This is a genomic window from Kitasatospora cineracea (genome assembly GCF_003751605.1).
GTDB classification, from domain to species: domain Bacteria; phylum Actinomycetota; class Actinomycetes; order Streptomycetales; family Streptomycetaceae; genus Kitasatospora; species Kitasatospora cineracea.
In genome coordinates this window covers 41,336-56,139 of sequence record NZ_RJVJ01000003.1, presented here as the reverse complement: position 1 = coordinate 56,139, position 14,804 = coordinate 41,336, and the positions used below count along the sequence as shown (strand labels likewise).

Genomic DNA, 14,804 nt, shown 5'->3' with positions numbered 1-14,804 from the left:
ACATCGTGAACGCAAAGAGTCAACAGTGTGACGCAATATCCTTGCGCGCCGTCCGGCTTCGTGACCTACCTCCCGGTGGCGATCACTGCGCGTACCGGACCGGTCGACCCGCGCACGATCAGCTCGGGCTCGAACAGCACCTCCCCCGCGGGCACTTGGCGGCCCTCGATCTGGTCGACCAGGGCCTTGGCCGCCGCGGCGGCCATCGCGGCGGTCGGCTGGCGCACCGTGGTCAGCGGCGGATCGGTGGCGATCATGTACGGAGAGTCGTCGAACCCGACCACCGAGACGTCGTCCGGCACCACCAGTCCCTCGCGCCGCAGCCGCCGCACCGCGCCCAGCGCCAGCGCGTCGCTCGCGCACACCACCGCGCTCGCCCCGGCCTCCACCAGCCTGGGCACGGCCGCCGCTCCGCCGTCCATCGAGAACATCGCGTGGGCCACCAGCCGGCCCAGCTCCCCCTCCCGCCCGCGCCGGCGCAGGTGCCGGGCGAACGCCTCCAGTTTGCGTACGGACGGCACGTGTCCGGCCGGGCCGAGCAGCAGCCCGATCCGCTCGTGCCCGAGCGCCTCCAGGTGGGCCAGCGCCTGCTCGACGGCGGCCTCGTCGTCGACCGAGACCAGCGACGAACCCCGGTGCCCGTCGGCCGCGTTGATCAGCACCACCGGCACCTCGCGCTCGCGCAGCGCCCGCCCCTGCTCGGGCCCGGCGTCCGCGTAGCTGGCCCCCACGAACACGATGCCGGCGACGTTCTGCCGCAGCAGCATCTCGATGTAGTTCGCCTCCGAGACGCCGTCGGCGGTGCGGGTGCACAGCACCGGCATCAGCCCCTGCTTGCTCAGCGCCCCCGCCAGTACCTCGCAGAACGCCGGGAAGACGGGATTCTGCAGGTCGGGGACGACCAGGCCGACCAGCGGCGCCCGCTCCGACCGGAAGCCGGCGGGCCGCTCCAGGCCCATCACGTCCAGCGCCGTCAGCACCGCCGCGCGCGTCTCCCGCGACACCCCCGGCCGGTTGCGCAGCACCCGGCTCACCGTCACCGTGCTCACGCCGGCGAACCGGGCCACCTCGTCCAGCTTCTTCTTCATGCCCGAAGGCTACTGTCCGGACTGCAAAAAAACGACTGCTCCATGAAAATCAACGAAAGCGGGAGTCACCGGACCGGTCGGCCGGATGGTCTGTAAGGACTCTTGACAGTCGTGCGGCCCGGACCGCGACCATGGGGCCGGACCAGAGCCCCCCTCCCCGAAGGCCGAAGTCCGTTGCCTTCCCCCACAGTTGAAGGGAGCGCGGTCCATGACAGGACCCGTTCGCAGACCGTTCCGAGCCCTGCTCGCCGGAGTCCTCGGCGTCACCGCCCTGGCCGGCCTGACGCTGACCGGCTCGGGCACCGCCGACGCGGCGGGCACCCCACTGCCCGCCCGGGTCTTCGCCCCGTACTTCGACGCCCGGACGACCGGTGACAGCCTGTCCGCCCTCTCCACGCGGTCCGGCAACAAGTTCGTGACGCTGGGCCCCGTCCAGGCCGACGCCAAGGGCTCCTGCACGCCGTACTGGAACGGCGACACCAGCACCCCGGCCTTCCGGGTCGACCGGGCGCCGAGGTTCACCGACGACATCGACTACCTGCGGGCGGGCGGCGGTGACGCCGTCCTGTCCTTCGGCGGGCCCGCGGCCGACCGCGCCGGCACCGAGATCGCCGACAGCTGCACCGATGTCGGGGCGATCGCCACGGCCTTCCAGAACGTCGTCCTGTCGTACGGCGTCAGCCGGATCGACCTGGACGTCGAGGGCGGCTCGCTGGCCGACTCGGCCGGCATCGACCGCCGCAACAAGGCGGTCAGGCTGACCGAGGACTGGGCGACGTCCGTCGGCCGCCCCCTCCAGTTCTCGTACACCCTGCCGGCCACCCCCGCGGGCCTGACCCCCGGCGGCCTGGCCGTGCTGCAGAACGCGCTGTGCAACGGCGCCCGGATCGACGTCGTCAACCTGCTGACGTTCGACTACCGCGACGGCCCCCGGCACGACATGGCCGCCGACACCCGGAGCTCCGCGCAGGGCCTGCACGACCAGTTGCAGCAGCTGTACCCGTCCAGGACCGACGCGCAGCTGTGGGGCTCGATCGGGATCACCGAAATGATCGGCGTCGACCACTACGGCCCGGAGGAGACGTTCAGCACCGCGGACGCCGCCGCCGTGGAGAGCTGGGCGGCGGCCAAGGGCGTCAGCACCCTGTCGTTCCGGTCGCTGCAGCGCGACAACGGCGACTGCCCGGGCACGGCCGGGTCGGACTCCTGCTCGGGCACCGCCCAGAGCGCCTGGCAGTTCAGCAGGGCCTTCCAGCCGTTCACCGACCCCCCGCCCGTCTACCACTCCCCGTCGCCCTCCTCGCCCTCCTCGCCCTCCTCGCCCTCCTCGCCCTCGTCCCCCTTCCCCTCGATCACCGACGAGGGGCCCAGCTTCCTCATGCACCTGGGCCAGGACGCGGGCAGCGTGGTCGCCGGCTCCTCGGTGACCACCACGGTGAGCGCGGCGGTCAACCACGCCCAGGTGGAGTACGTGACGGTCGGGGTCAGCGGCACCCCGGCGGGGGTCACCGCCTCGGTCGACCCCGCCGTGGTCTTCACCGGCTATCCGGGCAACCAGAGCAACTCGGCCGCCACCCTGTCGCTGGCGACCACGTCCGCGGCCGTCCCCGGCGTCTACCGGCTGACGGTGACCGGGCGGGGCAGCTCGTTCCGGGCCGACGCCACCTACACCCTCACCGTGGTGAGCCCGGTCCCCCCGCCGCCCTGCGCCACTGCCGCCTGGAACCCCGCGCAGGTCTACACCAACGGCGACACCGTCTCGTGGACGGGCCGCAACTGGCGGGCCAAGTGGTGGACGCAGGGCGAGCAGCCCGGGACCACCGGTGAGTGGGGTGCCTGGAAGGACCTCGGCGCCCACTACTGAGCCACCAGGCCCGAACCCGCCGGCCCGGTGCGGAGCTCGGGAACGGCCGCCCGCGCACCGGGCCGGCGGGGGGTTACGCACTCCGTCCGGGGGACACCGGGAGGTCACGCGGTCTCCCCCGGGCAAGCGAAATCCCGACTCCAGGCGGCGCAGGGCGGCGGTGGCGCCGGGTCGGCGGGGGCGGGGCGTCGCCTTGCATGTGCCGCATGTCAACACTTCGACACGGGCGTCACCGCACGCTCCGGTCCGACCTCCCGCTGCCCCGGGCCCGGCGTCCGAAGCCGGGCCCGGAACCGGCCGCAGCCCCGTCCCGCTTCCGGCGGGAGTCGGGCCGGACCCTGCGGTGGGTGCGGCAGACCTGTGCGCCCAAGGGGCGGCCCGCCGTCTCCCCGGCGGTGTGGCGGTCGGCGCTGGCGGTGACCGCCCCGGCCGGGGTCGGGCTGGGGCTGGGGCGGCCCGCGGAGGGGGTGATGGTGGCGATGGGGGCGCTGTCGGCGGTGCTGACCGATGTGGCGGCCGCCTACCGGCACCGGGCGATCACCATGCTGTTGCCCCAACTGCTGGGCGCGGCAGGGGCGTTCGCCATGCTGGCGGCGCAGGGGCGGTGGTTCGCGCCGGGGGTGCTGCCCGCGCTGGGGGTGGTGGCGGGGGTGCTGGCCACGCTGGGGGTGGAGGGGTCGCTGGGGGCGATGATCCTGCTGATGGACGCCGAGGTGGCGATGGACCTGCCGCTGCCGGGCCCGCTCTGGTGGCCGCCGGCGCTGATGCTGCTGGGCGGGCTGTCGGTGGTCGGGCTGGCGCTGGCCGGGCGGCCGTTCTTCCGGGGCCGGGCCGAACGGGCGCTGCTCGCGCAGTGCCTGGCGGGGTGTGCGGCGGTGCTGGCGCCGGACGCGGCGGGCCCGGCCGGGACGGCGCGGCGGCGGGCGCTGCACGACGTGCTGGAACGGGCCAGGCACACCGGTTCGGTGGGGGGCAGCGTGCTGCTGGCCCGCCACCTGCCGGGCCTGCTGGCGCTGGCCGAGGCGGCGTCCTCGGCGGGGGCGCGGGGGCTGGTGGCCGATCCGGCGCTGGTCGGCCGGCTGCGGGCCGAGGCCGGACGGGTGGCGGCGGGGCGGCCGGGCGCGGGCGGGGCGTGGCCGCCGGGGCACGGCCCGCTGGACGTCCGGCTGGTCCGGGCGGCCCGCGCGGCGGTGGACCCGGGCCCGGGGCCCGTCGGGTCCGCCGGTCTGCGGGCCGGTCTGCGGGCCGGTCTGTCCCCGGGCCGGCGGCGGGCGGCGGTCCGGGCGGTGCTGGCGGACCCGCGGTCCTGGCTGGGCGGCCTGCGGGTGGGGGCGGCGCTGCTGCTGGCGGGGGCGGCGGCCGCGCACTGGGACCTGCGGCACCCGTACTGGGCGGTGCTGAACGTGACCTTCGTCTGCCGTCCGGAGGTCGGTCCGGTCACCGGGCGTGCGCTGGAACGGTTCTGCGGCACCGCGCTGGGACTGCTGGGCAGCGGGCTGGTGCTGGCCTGCGCCGGGCCGGACGGGGCGCTGCTGGCGGTGCTGGCGTTGGCGGCGGGGCTGGTCCCGGCGCTGTCCGGCACCGGCTACCTGTACCAGGCGGCGGCCCTGGCCACGGTGGTGCTGATGGCCACGCAGCTCGCGGGCGATCCGGGCCTGCCGCTGCTGCTGCCGAACCTGGCGTCCTGCGCGATCGGCTGCCTGGCCGCGGTGCTGGCGGGTGAGCTGTTCGGCCCGCGCCACCGGCACCCGGCGGTGGCCCGCCGGCTGGCCGGTGCCGTCGAGCAGGCCGCCCTCGCGCTGACCCCACACCGCCCCCGGACGGCGGCCCCGGCCCCGTACCGGCCGGGCGCCGCAGTCTCCGCCGCCGCGACCGTCCCGCACCTGCAACTCGCGGCGGCCCGGGCCGAGTTCGAGCGGATTCGGCGGGAGCCGCCGTGGCGGCAGGGGGCGACCGCGCGCTGGGCCGCGCTGATCGACGAGGTGGAGCGGACGGTGGACACCGCGCTCGCCCCGGCCGCCCCCGCCGACCACCGCCACTTCGACGCGACCCGCCACCACCTGCACCGGCTCGCCACCGACCTGCACCGGCTGGCGGCCCGCCCCTGAGCCCCGCACGGCCCGGCCCCCTCTGCCCGCAGCGAATCTGCGGCGGGCAGAGAACCCTTCGCCGGGGGCCGCCGGGGGCCGACAGTGGAGTCACCGACCCTCCGTCACCACCGGGAGATCCGATGACTCCACCGCTCAGCGTCCTCCGCCCCCGGGCGGAGGACGGCGACACCCCGCCCAACCCGTTCGACGACCACCTGGCGGCACTGCTGCTGGCCCGGCGGATCGTCCTGCTCGGCACCCAGGTCGACGACGTGTCGGCGAACCGGGTGTGCGCGCAGCTGCTGCTGCTCTCGGCCGAGGACCCGCGGGCCGACATCAGCCTGTACATCAACAGCCCGGGCGGTTCGGTCACGGCCGGGCTGGCGATCTACGACACCATGCGGCTGATCCCGAACGACGTCTCCACCCTGGCGATGGGGTTCGCGGCCAGCATGGGGCAGTTCCTGCTGACGGTGGGCGCGCCGGGCAAGCGGTTCGCGCTGCCGAACGCGCGGATCATGATGCACCAGCCGTCGGCGGGCATCGGCGGCACCGCGTCGGACATCGCCATCCAGGCGGAGAACCTGGAGTACACCAAGCAGGCCATCGAGCGGATCACCGCCGAGCACACCGGGCAGAGCCCGGAGACCATCGCCCGGGACGGCGACCGGGACCGCTGGTTCACCGCCGAGCAGGCCCGCGAGTACGGGATGGTGGACCAGGTGCTGGAGTCGCTGGCCGACATCGGCACGGCCGCGTCCCGTCGACGGGCGGGGCTGTGACATGGCCTCCTACCCGATTCCCTACGTGATCGAGCGGACCGCCCAGGGCGAGCGCTCCTACGACGTGTTCAGCCGGCTGCTGAACGAGCGGATCGTCTTCCTCGGCACCGAGATCGACGACGGCGTCGCCAACGTGGTGATCGCCCAGCTGCTGCACCTGGAGGCGGCGGCCCCCGAGCAGGAGATCGCCGTCTACCTCAACTCGCCCGGCGGGTCGTTCACCTCGCTGATGGCGATCTACGACGCGATGTCGTTCGTGCAGTGCCCGATCGCCACCTTCTGCGTCGGCCAGGCCGCCTCCACCGCGGCGGTCCTGCTGGCCGGCGGCGACCCGGGGCGGCGTTCGGTGCTGCGGCACGCCCGGGTGCTGCTCAGCCAGCCCGCCAGCGGCGGGCAGCGCGGCACCGTCTCCGACCTCAGCCTGGCCGCCAAGGAGGTGCTCCGGATCCGCTCCCAGGTCGAGGAGGTGCTCTCCCGGCACACCGGCCACCCGGTGGCCGCGCTGCGCGCCGACCTGGACCGCGAGAAGGTGTTCAGCGCCGAGGAGGCCGTCGCCTACGGCCTCGCCGACCGGGTCCTGAACAGCCGCGTCCCCGCCCCCTGAGCCCCCCCATGCTGGTGCGCGCCCGCCCCCTTCCGTCCGAAGGGGGCGGGCGCGCACCGGCGGGTACGGCCGTCCGGCGCTCAGGCCGCCAGGCAGAGCCCGCCGTAGCGGCCCGCGGTCGCGGTCGCGGTCCGGCTGCGGCCGGCCGTGCTGTGCACCGCGACCAGTTCCCGCTGCACCAGCGAGAGCACGTCCCCGAGGCCCAGCCCGAGCGCCCGGGCGGCGGCGGCGAGCACCTCCGAGGAGGCTTCCTTGCGGCCGCGTTCCAGCTCCGACAGGTAGGGCACCGAGATCCGGGCGGCCTCCGCGACGTCCTTCAACGTCCGCCCCTGGGTGAGGCGTTCGCGCCGCAGCACCCCGCCCACCACGTCCCGCAGCAGCGGCTCCCTGGGTTCCGGCACGGGCCGCGGGGCCTGCTGCGGGCGCAGCGGGACGACGCGGGCGGTCTGGGTGTCCGACGCACGAGTTGTCATCCCCCAAGCCTAGGCACCGCACCCGGCCCGGAGGGCCCGCGCCGCTCTGCCCTCAGCAGAACCCTCGCACCGGCCCCGGTCGGCCGCCGGGCGGGGGGCCCGGCGGCCGACCGGTTCGTCAACCTCCTTCCGTTCCAGGGGTGTCGGCCGGTGCTACGGCACGGCCAGCAGGCACAGCAGCGAGCAGGCGACCGCCGCGGACGGCGCCGTGGTGGTCGGGACGGTCCCGGCGGGCGCGTTCGCGGCGACGAAGCTGGCGGACGCGGTGTTCTTCACCGGCAGGGCCAGCAGCAGCGAGTCGCAGTAGACCTGGCGGCTGCTCCCGGCGGCCAGCGCGAACGTCCCGGCGGCGCTGCGGCAGGCGGGCGTGCTGGGGTCGTTGACGGTGACGGTGGCGGCGTCGACCGGGCCCGCGTTGGTGACGGTGATCCGCCAGTGCGCGGTGCCGAGCAGTCCGAGCAGTCCGACGGGGCTGGTCTTGGCCCAGGGTCCGGGTCCGCCGGGGGCGCAGTCGTGCCAGTTGAGGGAGCCGCAGATCTCCTTCTCCACGCTGACCTTCGGCTGGCAGCCGGTGCCGGGCGCGACGGGGGCGGTGACGGTGTTGGAGGTGAACGTGCCGGTGGTGTCGGTGCCGGTGGCGGTGTTGCTGACCGAGGTGGTGGTGCAGCTCGCGGCGACCGTGGTGCGGAAGCAGATCTGCGGCGCGTCGCCCCGGTACTCGACGACCAGCATGGGGTGGTTGGTGGCGGTGAAGTCCCCGGTGGTGGTGAGCACGAGCTGCGCGGTGACGGTGAGCGCGGGGTGCGCGGCGGGGTCGACGCCGGACAGGTCGACGGTGCCGTCGGGGGCGAGGCCGGGGGTGGCGACGGGCGTGCCGTCGGGGTCGGTGACCAGGACCCGGGAGGCGGCCAGGTCGAGGTGGGTGAGGTCGAGGTCGGTGAGCCGGGCCCGGGTGTAGGCCTGGACGTGGCCGCTGCCGCCGTCGCAGTAGAAGGAGGCGGGTTTGAGGGTGACGGTGGCGCCGCTGTGCTGGCAGGGGCTGGCGGCGGTGGCCGGGTCCATCGAGAACAGGATTCCGGCGTCGCCGAGGCCGATCAGGCAGCGGGTGGTGCTGTCGTAGCTGTAGCCGTAGTCGCGGGTGGTGCCGCCGTTGGCGGTGGGGTGGGTGGCGGGCAGCGGGAAGCCGGCGCAGGGGGCGGCGGTCCGCCAGTCGTAGCAGAGGGTCACGCCGCTGCCGCCGCTGCCGCCCCAGGCCGGGAAGTAGCTGCGGGTGGTGGTGTCGGTGACGACGGTCTCGGGGTCGAAGGTGAGGGTGGCGCCGTTGAGGGTGCCGAGGATGCCGGGTGCGGTCAGCGGCGTGCCGTCGACGGCGTAGCAGGTGGTGAGGACGTTGGCGCCGCCGACGGTGCTGGTGCAGACGCCGTTGGGGTGCCCGGCGGTGTCGTAGGCGGTGAAGGCGTCGTAGGTGTAGTACGCGGAGCTGGGCCCGGCGGTGTGCGGGGTGCTCCAGCCGGCGCAGACGGCGTTGGTGCTGGTGTCGAAGCAGCCGAGGGCGGGCGCTCCGGGGGCGGTGGAGCCGCTGCCCTGCGGGGCGGAGGAGGCGAACACCTTGTCGCCGATGGCGGTCAGGCCGCCCTGGTAGAGGGCGCCGGGGTTGCCGGGCAGGTCGTGGTTGGCGGCGACGATCGGGGCGTAGGGCTGTCCGGCGCAGGGGGTGCGGCCGGGCAGGGTCATGCACAGCACCTGGCCGGTGTTGGCGACCGCGTACAGGTTGTCGCCGACCTTGGCGAGGCCGGCGATGTTGTTGGCGCTGCTGGGGGAGGTGCCGTTGGCGGCGAGCGCGGTGAAGCCGCAGTTGGCGTGGGCGGCCAGGTCGAGGCAGCCGATGCCGACGCCGGTGGCGGTGTTGGCGGGGTAGTAGAGCAGGTTGGACTGCTGGGGGTCGATCACGTACTTGGTGGTCAGCGGGCTGCCGAGGTCGCCGGTGTTGCCGGTGCCGAGCGGTCCGGCGGCGGTGTTCAGCGGGCGCGGCCAGGGGCCGCCGGTACAGGGCCGGCCGGTGGTGAGGCTGCTGCACACCACCTTGGCGGCGGCGGGCGAGGCGTGGTGGTAGATGCTCCAGGCCTGCACCTCGCCGTTGGGGGTGCGGTACAGCACGGGGGTGTAGCCGTCGCCGCCGGTGGCCTGCGCGGTGGGCTGGACGGGGGCGAGCAGCAGCGGGGAGACCTCGGTGCCGCCGGCCCGGGCGACCGGGTTCTCGGCCCGGACGGCGACGGTGGCCGCGCCGGTGTCGGTGGGCCCGAAGGTGGTGCCGTCGGTGGACCAGGACGGCGTCCAGCCGGGCGGGACCTGCAGCGATCCGGGCAGGTAGCTCTGGCCCGCCCCGGCCCCGGCGATCGGGTCGGTGACGGTGGCGGGGGCGGCCGCGTCACCGGGGGTCCGGTTGTCGTACTGCACGGTCCAGTTGAGGGTGTCGCCGTGCTCGGCGGTGGCGGCCCCGGGGTGGGTGGCGTTCTGCACGCTCTTCACCAGCGCGGAGCCCGAACCGGTGTCGGCGGCGGTGGCGGTGTCGGCGGCGGCCCGGCCGCTCGCCGGGACGAGGCCGCCCGGTCCGAGCAGCAGCAGGGCGGTGGTGAGCGCCGCGGCCAGGGCGGCGCGCAGCGAACGGCCCGGCCGGGGGGCCGGTTCGGGGTTCGGGGTCGGTTTCCGATGGGGCGGACGCTGGCTGTTCAGCACTTCTTCTCCACCTCGGCTCAGCAGCCGATCTGACGGATCGTCAGATCGCGCCGCCGCCAGGGTAGGGCGGGCGCGGGCCCGCTCCGCGCCCGCTTTTCGTATTGGTCGCATCATGACCGAATATGACTGTCCGCCTCCGCCGCGGCCGCCCGGAAAACCGAACACCGGCCCCCGTCCCGAAAACCCGTCCGAACCCGAGCCCCCCACCGAGCCCCGAACCGAAGCCCGCCCCCACCGGACCCCGCCCCGCACGCCCCGGAGGTCGGTTTCCACTCCCGACCCGCCGGTCCCGCGCCGTTCGGCCCCGTTCGGCCCGGCGGCCCGTCCTGAAAGTTCCGCGGGCCCGTCCCGCGGAGTTTTCCGGCGGGTCGCCGCCCCGACCTGCCGGAAGCCTTGGCGTTCACATCCATGAACTTCGGTCACGTACAAGTCTATTGACGCGCCCAGAACAGGCTCCTACTGTCCCTGGAGCGGCGCCGCACCCGCACCACGTTCACATCCGTGACCCCACCCACCTGGAGACGAACGCATGCGCAAGAGAGCAGCCCTCGCGTCCGCGGCCCTGCTGGCCGGCACCCTGGCCGTGCTGTCCACCGGGCCCGCCCGAGCCGCGTCCACCCGCTACGAGGCCGAGACCTCCCCCGCGGTCTGCACCGGCACCGTCGACTCCGACTGGACCGGCTTCTCCGGCTCCGGCTTCTGCAACGGCACCAACGCCACCGGCGCGTACGCCCAGTTCACCGTGAACGCCACCGCCGCGGGCACCGCGACCCTGCAGTTCCGGTTCGCCAACGGCACCACCACCGCCCGGCCCGCCGACCTGGCCGTCAACGGCACCGCCACCGGCACGCTCTCCTTCGAGGGCACCGGCAGCTGGACCGGCTGGACCACCAAGTCCGTGACCGTGCCGGTGCGTTCGGGCAGCAACACGATCCGGCTCACCCCGACCGCCGCGGCCGGCCTGCCCAACCTGGACTACCTGGACGCCGAGGTCACCGCCTCCTCCACCACGCCCCCGCCCGCCTCGGGCGCCCTCTACGTCGCCCCGAACGGCACCGCGGGCGCGGCCGGCACCCAGTCCGCGCCCACCACGCTCGCCTCGGCGATCTCCCGGATCACCCCCGGCGGCACCATCTACCTGCGCGGCGGCACCTACGCCTACGGCACCACCGTCACCGTCCCGGCGGGCAGCAACGGCACCGCCGCCGCCCGCACCACGCTGTCCGCCTACCCCGGCGAGACCCCGGTCCTGGACTTCTCCGCGATGACCGAGGACCCGGCCAACCGCGGCCTGGTCGTCAACGCCGACTACTGGCACGTGTACGGCCTCACCGTCCAGCACGCCGGGGACAACGGCATCTATGTCGGCGGCAGCCACAACGTCATCGAACGGACCGTCACCCAGTACAACCGCGACTCCGGCCTGCAGCTCGGCCGGATCTCCTCCACCACCCCCACCGCCCAGTGGCCGTCCGACAACCTGATCCTCAGCGCCGAGTCCCACGACAACGCCGACTCCGACGGCGAGGACGCGGACGGCTTCGCCGCCAAGCTCACCGTCGGCCCCGGCAACGTCTTCCGCTACGCCGTCTCGCACAACAACATCGACGACGGCTGGGACCTGTACACCAAGACCGCCACCGGCCCGATCGGCCCCGTCACCGTCGAGGACTCGCTCTCCTACGGCAACGGCACGCTCTCCAACGGCACCGTCAACGCCAACGGCGACCGCAACGGCTACAAGCTCGGCGGCGACGACATCGCGGTCAACCACACCGTCCGCCGCAGCATCGCCTACCGCAACGGCCACCACGGCTTCACCTGGAACAGCAACCCGGGCACCATGGCGGTCTCCGGCAACCTCAGCATCGACAACGCCGAGCGCAACTACTCGTGGGACGCCGGTACTTCGGTGTTCCGCACCAACACCTCCTGCCGCTTCGCGGTCAGCGGCTCCAACGACAAGACCGTCGGCGACGCCGACTCCACCAACCAGTTCTGGACCGGCACCAACGGCTCCCGCTGCGCCCCCTACGCGGGCGCCCTCGCCTGGTCCTTCACCGCCGACGGGCGCCTGGCCGTCACCATCGGCGGCACCCCCGTCACCCTCTGACCCGCCCGCACCCCGCCCCACCCCGGAGCCCCCGGCCGCCCGCCCCGCCAGGCGGACGCCGGGGGCTCCCGGCCGTCCCGCGGCGCGCCGGACAGAGGGCCGGGCGGCGGGCCGGACGGGGGGCCGGACGGGCGGCGCCGGGAAAATGTCATGAACCCTTGACGTCGGCACTGTTAGCGCTAACACTCGTGTGACGTCGAACGACGGCACCCCAGCGGCCGGTCCGACCGCCCGGCACCGGGCCGTCGTCCGCCCCGCCGCGCCCGCGCGCGGGCCCGGGCACGGGCCCCCGTCGTCCGGCGCACCACCCCCTGCCCCATCCCCCTCGCCGGCCCACCCCGGCGCACCCCTGGAGGACCTGTGCGGAAGCTTGCGACGACCCTGGCCACGGCGGCGCTGCTGCTGCCCCTCGCCGCCTGCGGCCAGAGCGCGAACGGCGTCGGGGACGGCGCGGTCAAGGACGGCGGCGGCGGCAAGGGCGGGCTGGTCGGCATCGCCATGCCGACCAAGTCCTCCGAGCGCTGGATCAACGACGGCGACAACATGGTCAAGGAGTTCCAGTCCAAGGGCTACAAGACCGACCTGCAGTACGGCGACAACGTGGTCGAGAACCAGGTCTCGCAGGTCGAGAACATGATCACCAAGGGCGCCAAGCTGCTGGTGGTCGCCGCCATCGACGGCTCCTCGCTCACCGACGTGCTGCAGAAGGCCGCCGACGCGCACATCCCGGTGATCTCCTACGACCGGCTGATCCGCGGCACCAAGAACGTCGACTACTACGCCACCTTCGACAACTTCAAGGTCGGCGTCCTCCAGGGCACCTACATCGCCGACAAGCTGGGCCTCAAGGACGGCAAGGGCCCGTTCAACATCGAGCTGTTCGCCGGCTCCCCGGACGACAACAACGCCAACTTCTTCTTCGACGGCGCGATGAGCGTCCTCAAGCCGTACCTCGACGACAAGAAGCTGGTCGTGCAGAGCGGCCAGACGGCGTTCAACCAGGTCGCCACCCTGCGCTGGGACGGCGGGCTCGCCCAGTCCCGGATGGACAACCTGCTGAGCAAGTCCTACACCTCGGCCCGGGTCGACGCCGTGCTCTCCCCGTACGACGGCATCTCGATCGGCATCCTGTCCTCCCTCAAGGGCGTCGGCTACGGCGGCGCCGGCAAGCCGCTGCCGATCGTCACCGGCCAGGACGCCGAGCTGGCCTCGGTGAAGTCCATCATCGCGGGCGAGCAGACCCAGACCGTCTACAAGGACACCCGTCAACTCGCCAAGGTCGCCGTCCAGATGGGCGACGCGCTGCTCACCGGCGGCAAGCCCGAGACCAACGACACCACCCAGTACGACAACGGCGCCAAGGTCGTCCCGGCCTACCTGCTCCAGCCCGTGAGCGTGGACAAGGACAACTACCGCCAGGTGCTGGTCGACGGCGGCCAGTACACCGCCGACCAGGTCAAGTAGCCGCAGCGGCCCGCACCCCCACCCGAAACGGATGCCCACCATGGCCGGACCGGTCCTCGAGATGCGCGCGATCACCAAGACCTTCCCCGGGGTCAGCGCGCTCTCCGACGTCAACCTCACCGTCGCCGCCGGCGAGGTGCACGCGATCTGCGGCGAGAACGGCGCCGGCAAGTCCACCCTGATGAAGGTGCTCAGCGGGGTGCACCCGCACGGCTCCTACCAGGGCGAGATCCTGTTCAAGGGCGAGCCCTGCCGGTTCAAGGACATCCGCGCCAGCGAACGGCGCGGAATCGTCATCATCCACCAGGAACTCGCCCTGGTCCCGTACCTGTCCGTCGCGGAGAACGTCTTCCTCGGCAACGAGCACGCCCGCCGCGGCATCATCAGCTGGAACAGGACGCTCACCCACGCCGCCGAACTGCTGCGCCGCGTCGGCCTGCACGAGCACCCCCGGACCCGGGTCGCCGACCTCGGCGTCGGCAAGCAGCAGCTGGTCGAGATCGCCAAGGCCCTCGCCAAGGACGTCGAACTCCTCATCCTCGACGAGCCCACCGCCGCGCTCAACGACGAGGACAGCCGCAAGCTCCTCGACCTCATCCTGGAACTCAAGGCCCAGGGCATCGCCTGCATCCTCATCTCGCACAAGCTGAACGAGATCGCCAAGGTCGCCGACTCCGTCACCATCCTGCGCGACGGGCGCACCATCGAGACGATCGCCGTCGGCTCCGGGGGCGTCTCCGAGGACCGGATCATCCGGGGCATGGTCGGCCGCGACCTGGAGCACCGCTACCCCGAGCGCACCCCGCAGATCGGCGAGGTCGCGCTGGCCGTCGAGGACTGGACGGTCCAGCACCCGATCGACCACCACCGCAACGTCGTGGACGGCGTCTCGCTGCACGTGCGGCGCGGCGAGATCGTCGGCATCGCCGGCCTGATGGGCGCCGGCCGCACCGAGCTGGCGATGAGCGTCTTCGGCCGCTCCTACGGCCGGTGGACCGGCGGCCGGGTCCTGGTGAACGGCACCGAGGTCCGCACCCGCACGGTCTCCGAGGCGATCGGCCACGGCATCGCTTACGTCACCGAGGACCGCAAGCACTTCGGACTCAACCTCGCGGACGACATCAGCCGCAACATCTCGCTGGGCGCGCTCGGCAAGGTCTCCCGCCGCGGCTGGATCAACGCGCACGAGGAGACCCGGGTCGCCGAGCGGTACCGGAAGTCCATGAACATCAAGGCCCCCTCGGTGTTCACGGAGACCGGGAAGCTCAGCGGCGGCAACCAGCAGAAGGTCGTCCTCAGCAAGTGGATCTTCGCCGAGCCCGAGGTGCTGATCCTCGACGAGCCGACCCGCGGCATCGACGTCGGCGCCAAGGCGGAGATCTACACCGTGATCGCCGAACTCGCCGCCCAGGGCAAGGCGGTGCTGGTCATCTCCTCCGAACTCCCCGAACTGCTGGGCCTGTGCGACCGCATCTACACCATGGCCGAGGGCCGGCTCACCGGTGAGGTGCCGCGGGCGGACGCGACCCAGGAATCCCTCATGCGCCTCATGACCGTGAGCGCCGCGACCCAGAACGAGCAGGTGTAACG

10 protein-coding genes are annotated in these 14,804 nt (G+C 73.6%); 7 read left to right on the top strand and 3 right to left on the bottom strand.

Annotated elements, in window-relative coordinates; genetic code table 11:
• Nucleotides 1-65: 65 nt before the first annotated feature.
• The gene (locus EDD39_RS34470; RefSeq protein WP_123563545.1) at nt 66-1,088 is read right to left on the bottom strand and encodes a LacI family DNA-binding transcriptional regulator; all 1,023 of its coding nucleotides are present in this window, start codon (nt 1,086-1,088) and stop codon (nt 66-68) included.
• Between the two features lie 208 nt (nt 1,089-1,296).
• On the opposite strand from EDD39_RS34470, the gene EDD39_RS34465 reads away from it, so the two are divergent.
• The 4 genes from EDD39_RS34465 (at nt 1,297) to EDD39_RS34450 (ending at nt 6,428) form a co-directional block, all read left to right on the top strand.
• Nucleotides 1,297-2,952: a carbohydrate-binding protein gene (locus EDD39_RS34465; RefSeq protein ID WP_123563544.1), complete on the top strand. Its 1,656-nt coding sequence runs from the start codon at nt 1,297-1,299 to the stop codon at nt 2,950-2,952.
• Nucleotides 2,953-3,299: 347 nt separating this feature from the next.
• Nucleotides 3,300-5,060, top strand: coding sequence for an FUSC family protein (locus EDD39_RS34460; RefSeq protein ID WP_123563543.1), 1,761 nt, complete (start codon nt 3,300-3,302; stop codon nt 5,058-5,060).
• Between the two features lie 122 nt (nt 5,061-5,182).
• On the top strand, nt 5,183-5,824 hold the full coding sequence (locus EDD39_RS34455) for a ClpP family protease (protein ID WP_030913048.1): 642 nt from the start codon (nt 5,183-5,185) through the stop codon (nt 5,822-5,824).
• Nucleotide 5,825: 1 nt separating this feature from the next.
• Nucleotides 5,826-6,428, top strand: a complete 603-nt coding sequence (locus EDD39_RS34450) for a ClpP family protease (protein ID WP_030463979.1) — start codon at nt 5,826-5,828, stop codon at nt 6,426-6,428.
• 80 nt (nt 6,429-6,508) lie between these two features.
• Here the strand turns inward: EDD39_RS34450 and EDD39_RS34445 are convergent, their stop codons facing one another.
• On the bottom strand, nt 6,509-6,901 hold the full coding sequence (locus EDD39_RS34445; protein ID WP_123563542.1) for a helix-turn-helix domain-containing protein: 393 nt from the start codon (nt 6,899-6,901) through the stop codon (nt 6,509-6,511).
• A 153-nt stretch (nt 6,902-7,054) separates the two neighbouring features.
• Entirely contained in the window at nt 7,055-9,637 is a 2,583-nt protein-coding gene (locus EDD39_RS42405; protein ID WP_279638470.1) for a DUF7617 domain-containing protein, read from the bottom strand.
• Nucleotides 9,638-10,166: 529 nt separating this feature from the next.
• Between EDD39_RS42405 and EDD39_RS34435 the strand changes: the two genes are divergently transcribed.
• From EDD39_RS34435 to mmsA, 3 genes are all read left to right on the top strand, one after another.
• Nucleotides 10,167-11,750, top strand: coding sequence for a carbohydrate-binding protein (locus EDD39_RS34435; RefSeq protein ID WP_123563541.1), 1,584 nt, complete (start codon nt 10,167-10,169; stop codon nt 11,748-11,750).
• A gap of 360 nt (nt 11,751-12,110) precedes the next feature.
• The gene (gene chvE, locus EDD39_RS34425) at nt 12,111-13,214 is read left to right on the top strand and encodes a multiple monosaccharide ABC transporter substrate-binding protein (RefSeq protein ID WP_162870309.1); all 1,104 of its coding nucleotides are present in this window, start codon (nt 12,111-12,113) and stop codon (nt 13,212-13,214) included.
• 40 nt (nt 13,215-13,254) lie between these two features.
• Nucleotides 13,255-14,802: a multiple monosaccharide ABC transporter ATP-binding protein gene (gene mmsA, locus EDD39_RS34420; RefSeq protein ID WP_123563539.1), complete on the top strand. Its 1,548-nt coding sequence runs from the start codon at nt 13,255-13,257 to the stop codon at nt 14,800-14,802.
• Nucleotides 14,803-14,804: the final 2 nt, after the last annotated feature.

Excerpts from the sequence above, each read along its gene's own strand:
- EDD39_RS34470 (WP_123563545.1), bottom strand. The coding sequence starts at position 1,088 with ATGAAGAAGAAGCTGGACGAGGTGGCCCGGTTCGCCGGCGTGAGCACG.
- EDD39_RS34465 (WP_123563544.1), top strand. The coding sequence starts at position 1,297 with ATGACAGGACCCGTTCGCAGACCGTTCCGAGCCCTGCTCGCCGGAGTC.
- EDD39_RS34455 (WP_030913048.1), top strand. The coding sequence starts at position 5,183 with ATGACTCCACCGCTCAGCGTCCTCCGCCCCCGGGCGGAGGACGGCGAC.
- EDD39_RS34450 (WP_030463979.1), top strand. The coding sequence starts at position 5,826 with ATGGCCTCCTACCCGATTCCCTACGTGATCGAGCGGACCGCCCAGGGC.
- EDD39_RS34445 (WP_123563542.1), bottom strand. The coding sequence starts at position 6,901 with ATGACAACTCGTGCGTCGGACACCCAGACCGCCCGCGTCGTCCCGCTG.
- EDD39_RS34435 (WP_123563541.1), top strand. The coding sequence starts at position 10,167 with ATGCGCAAGAGAGCAGCCCTCGCGTCCGCGGCCCTGCTGGCCGGCACC.
- mmsA (WP_123563539.1), top strand. The coding sequence starts at position 13,255 with ATGGCCGGACCGGTCCTCGAGATGCGCGCGATCACCAAGACCTTCCCC.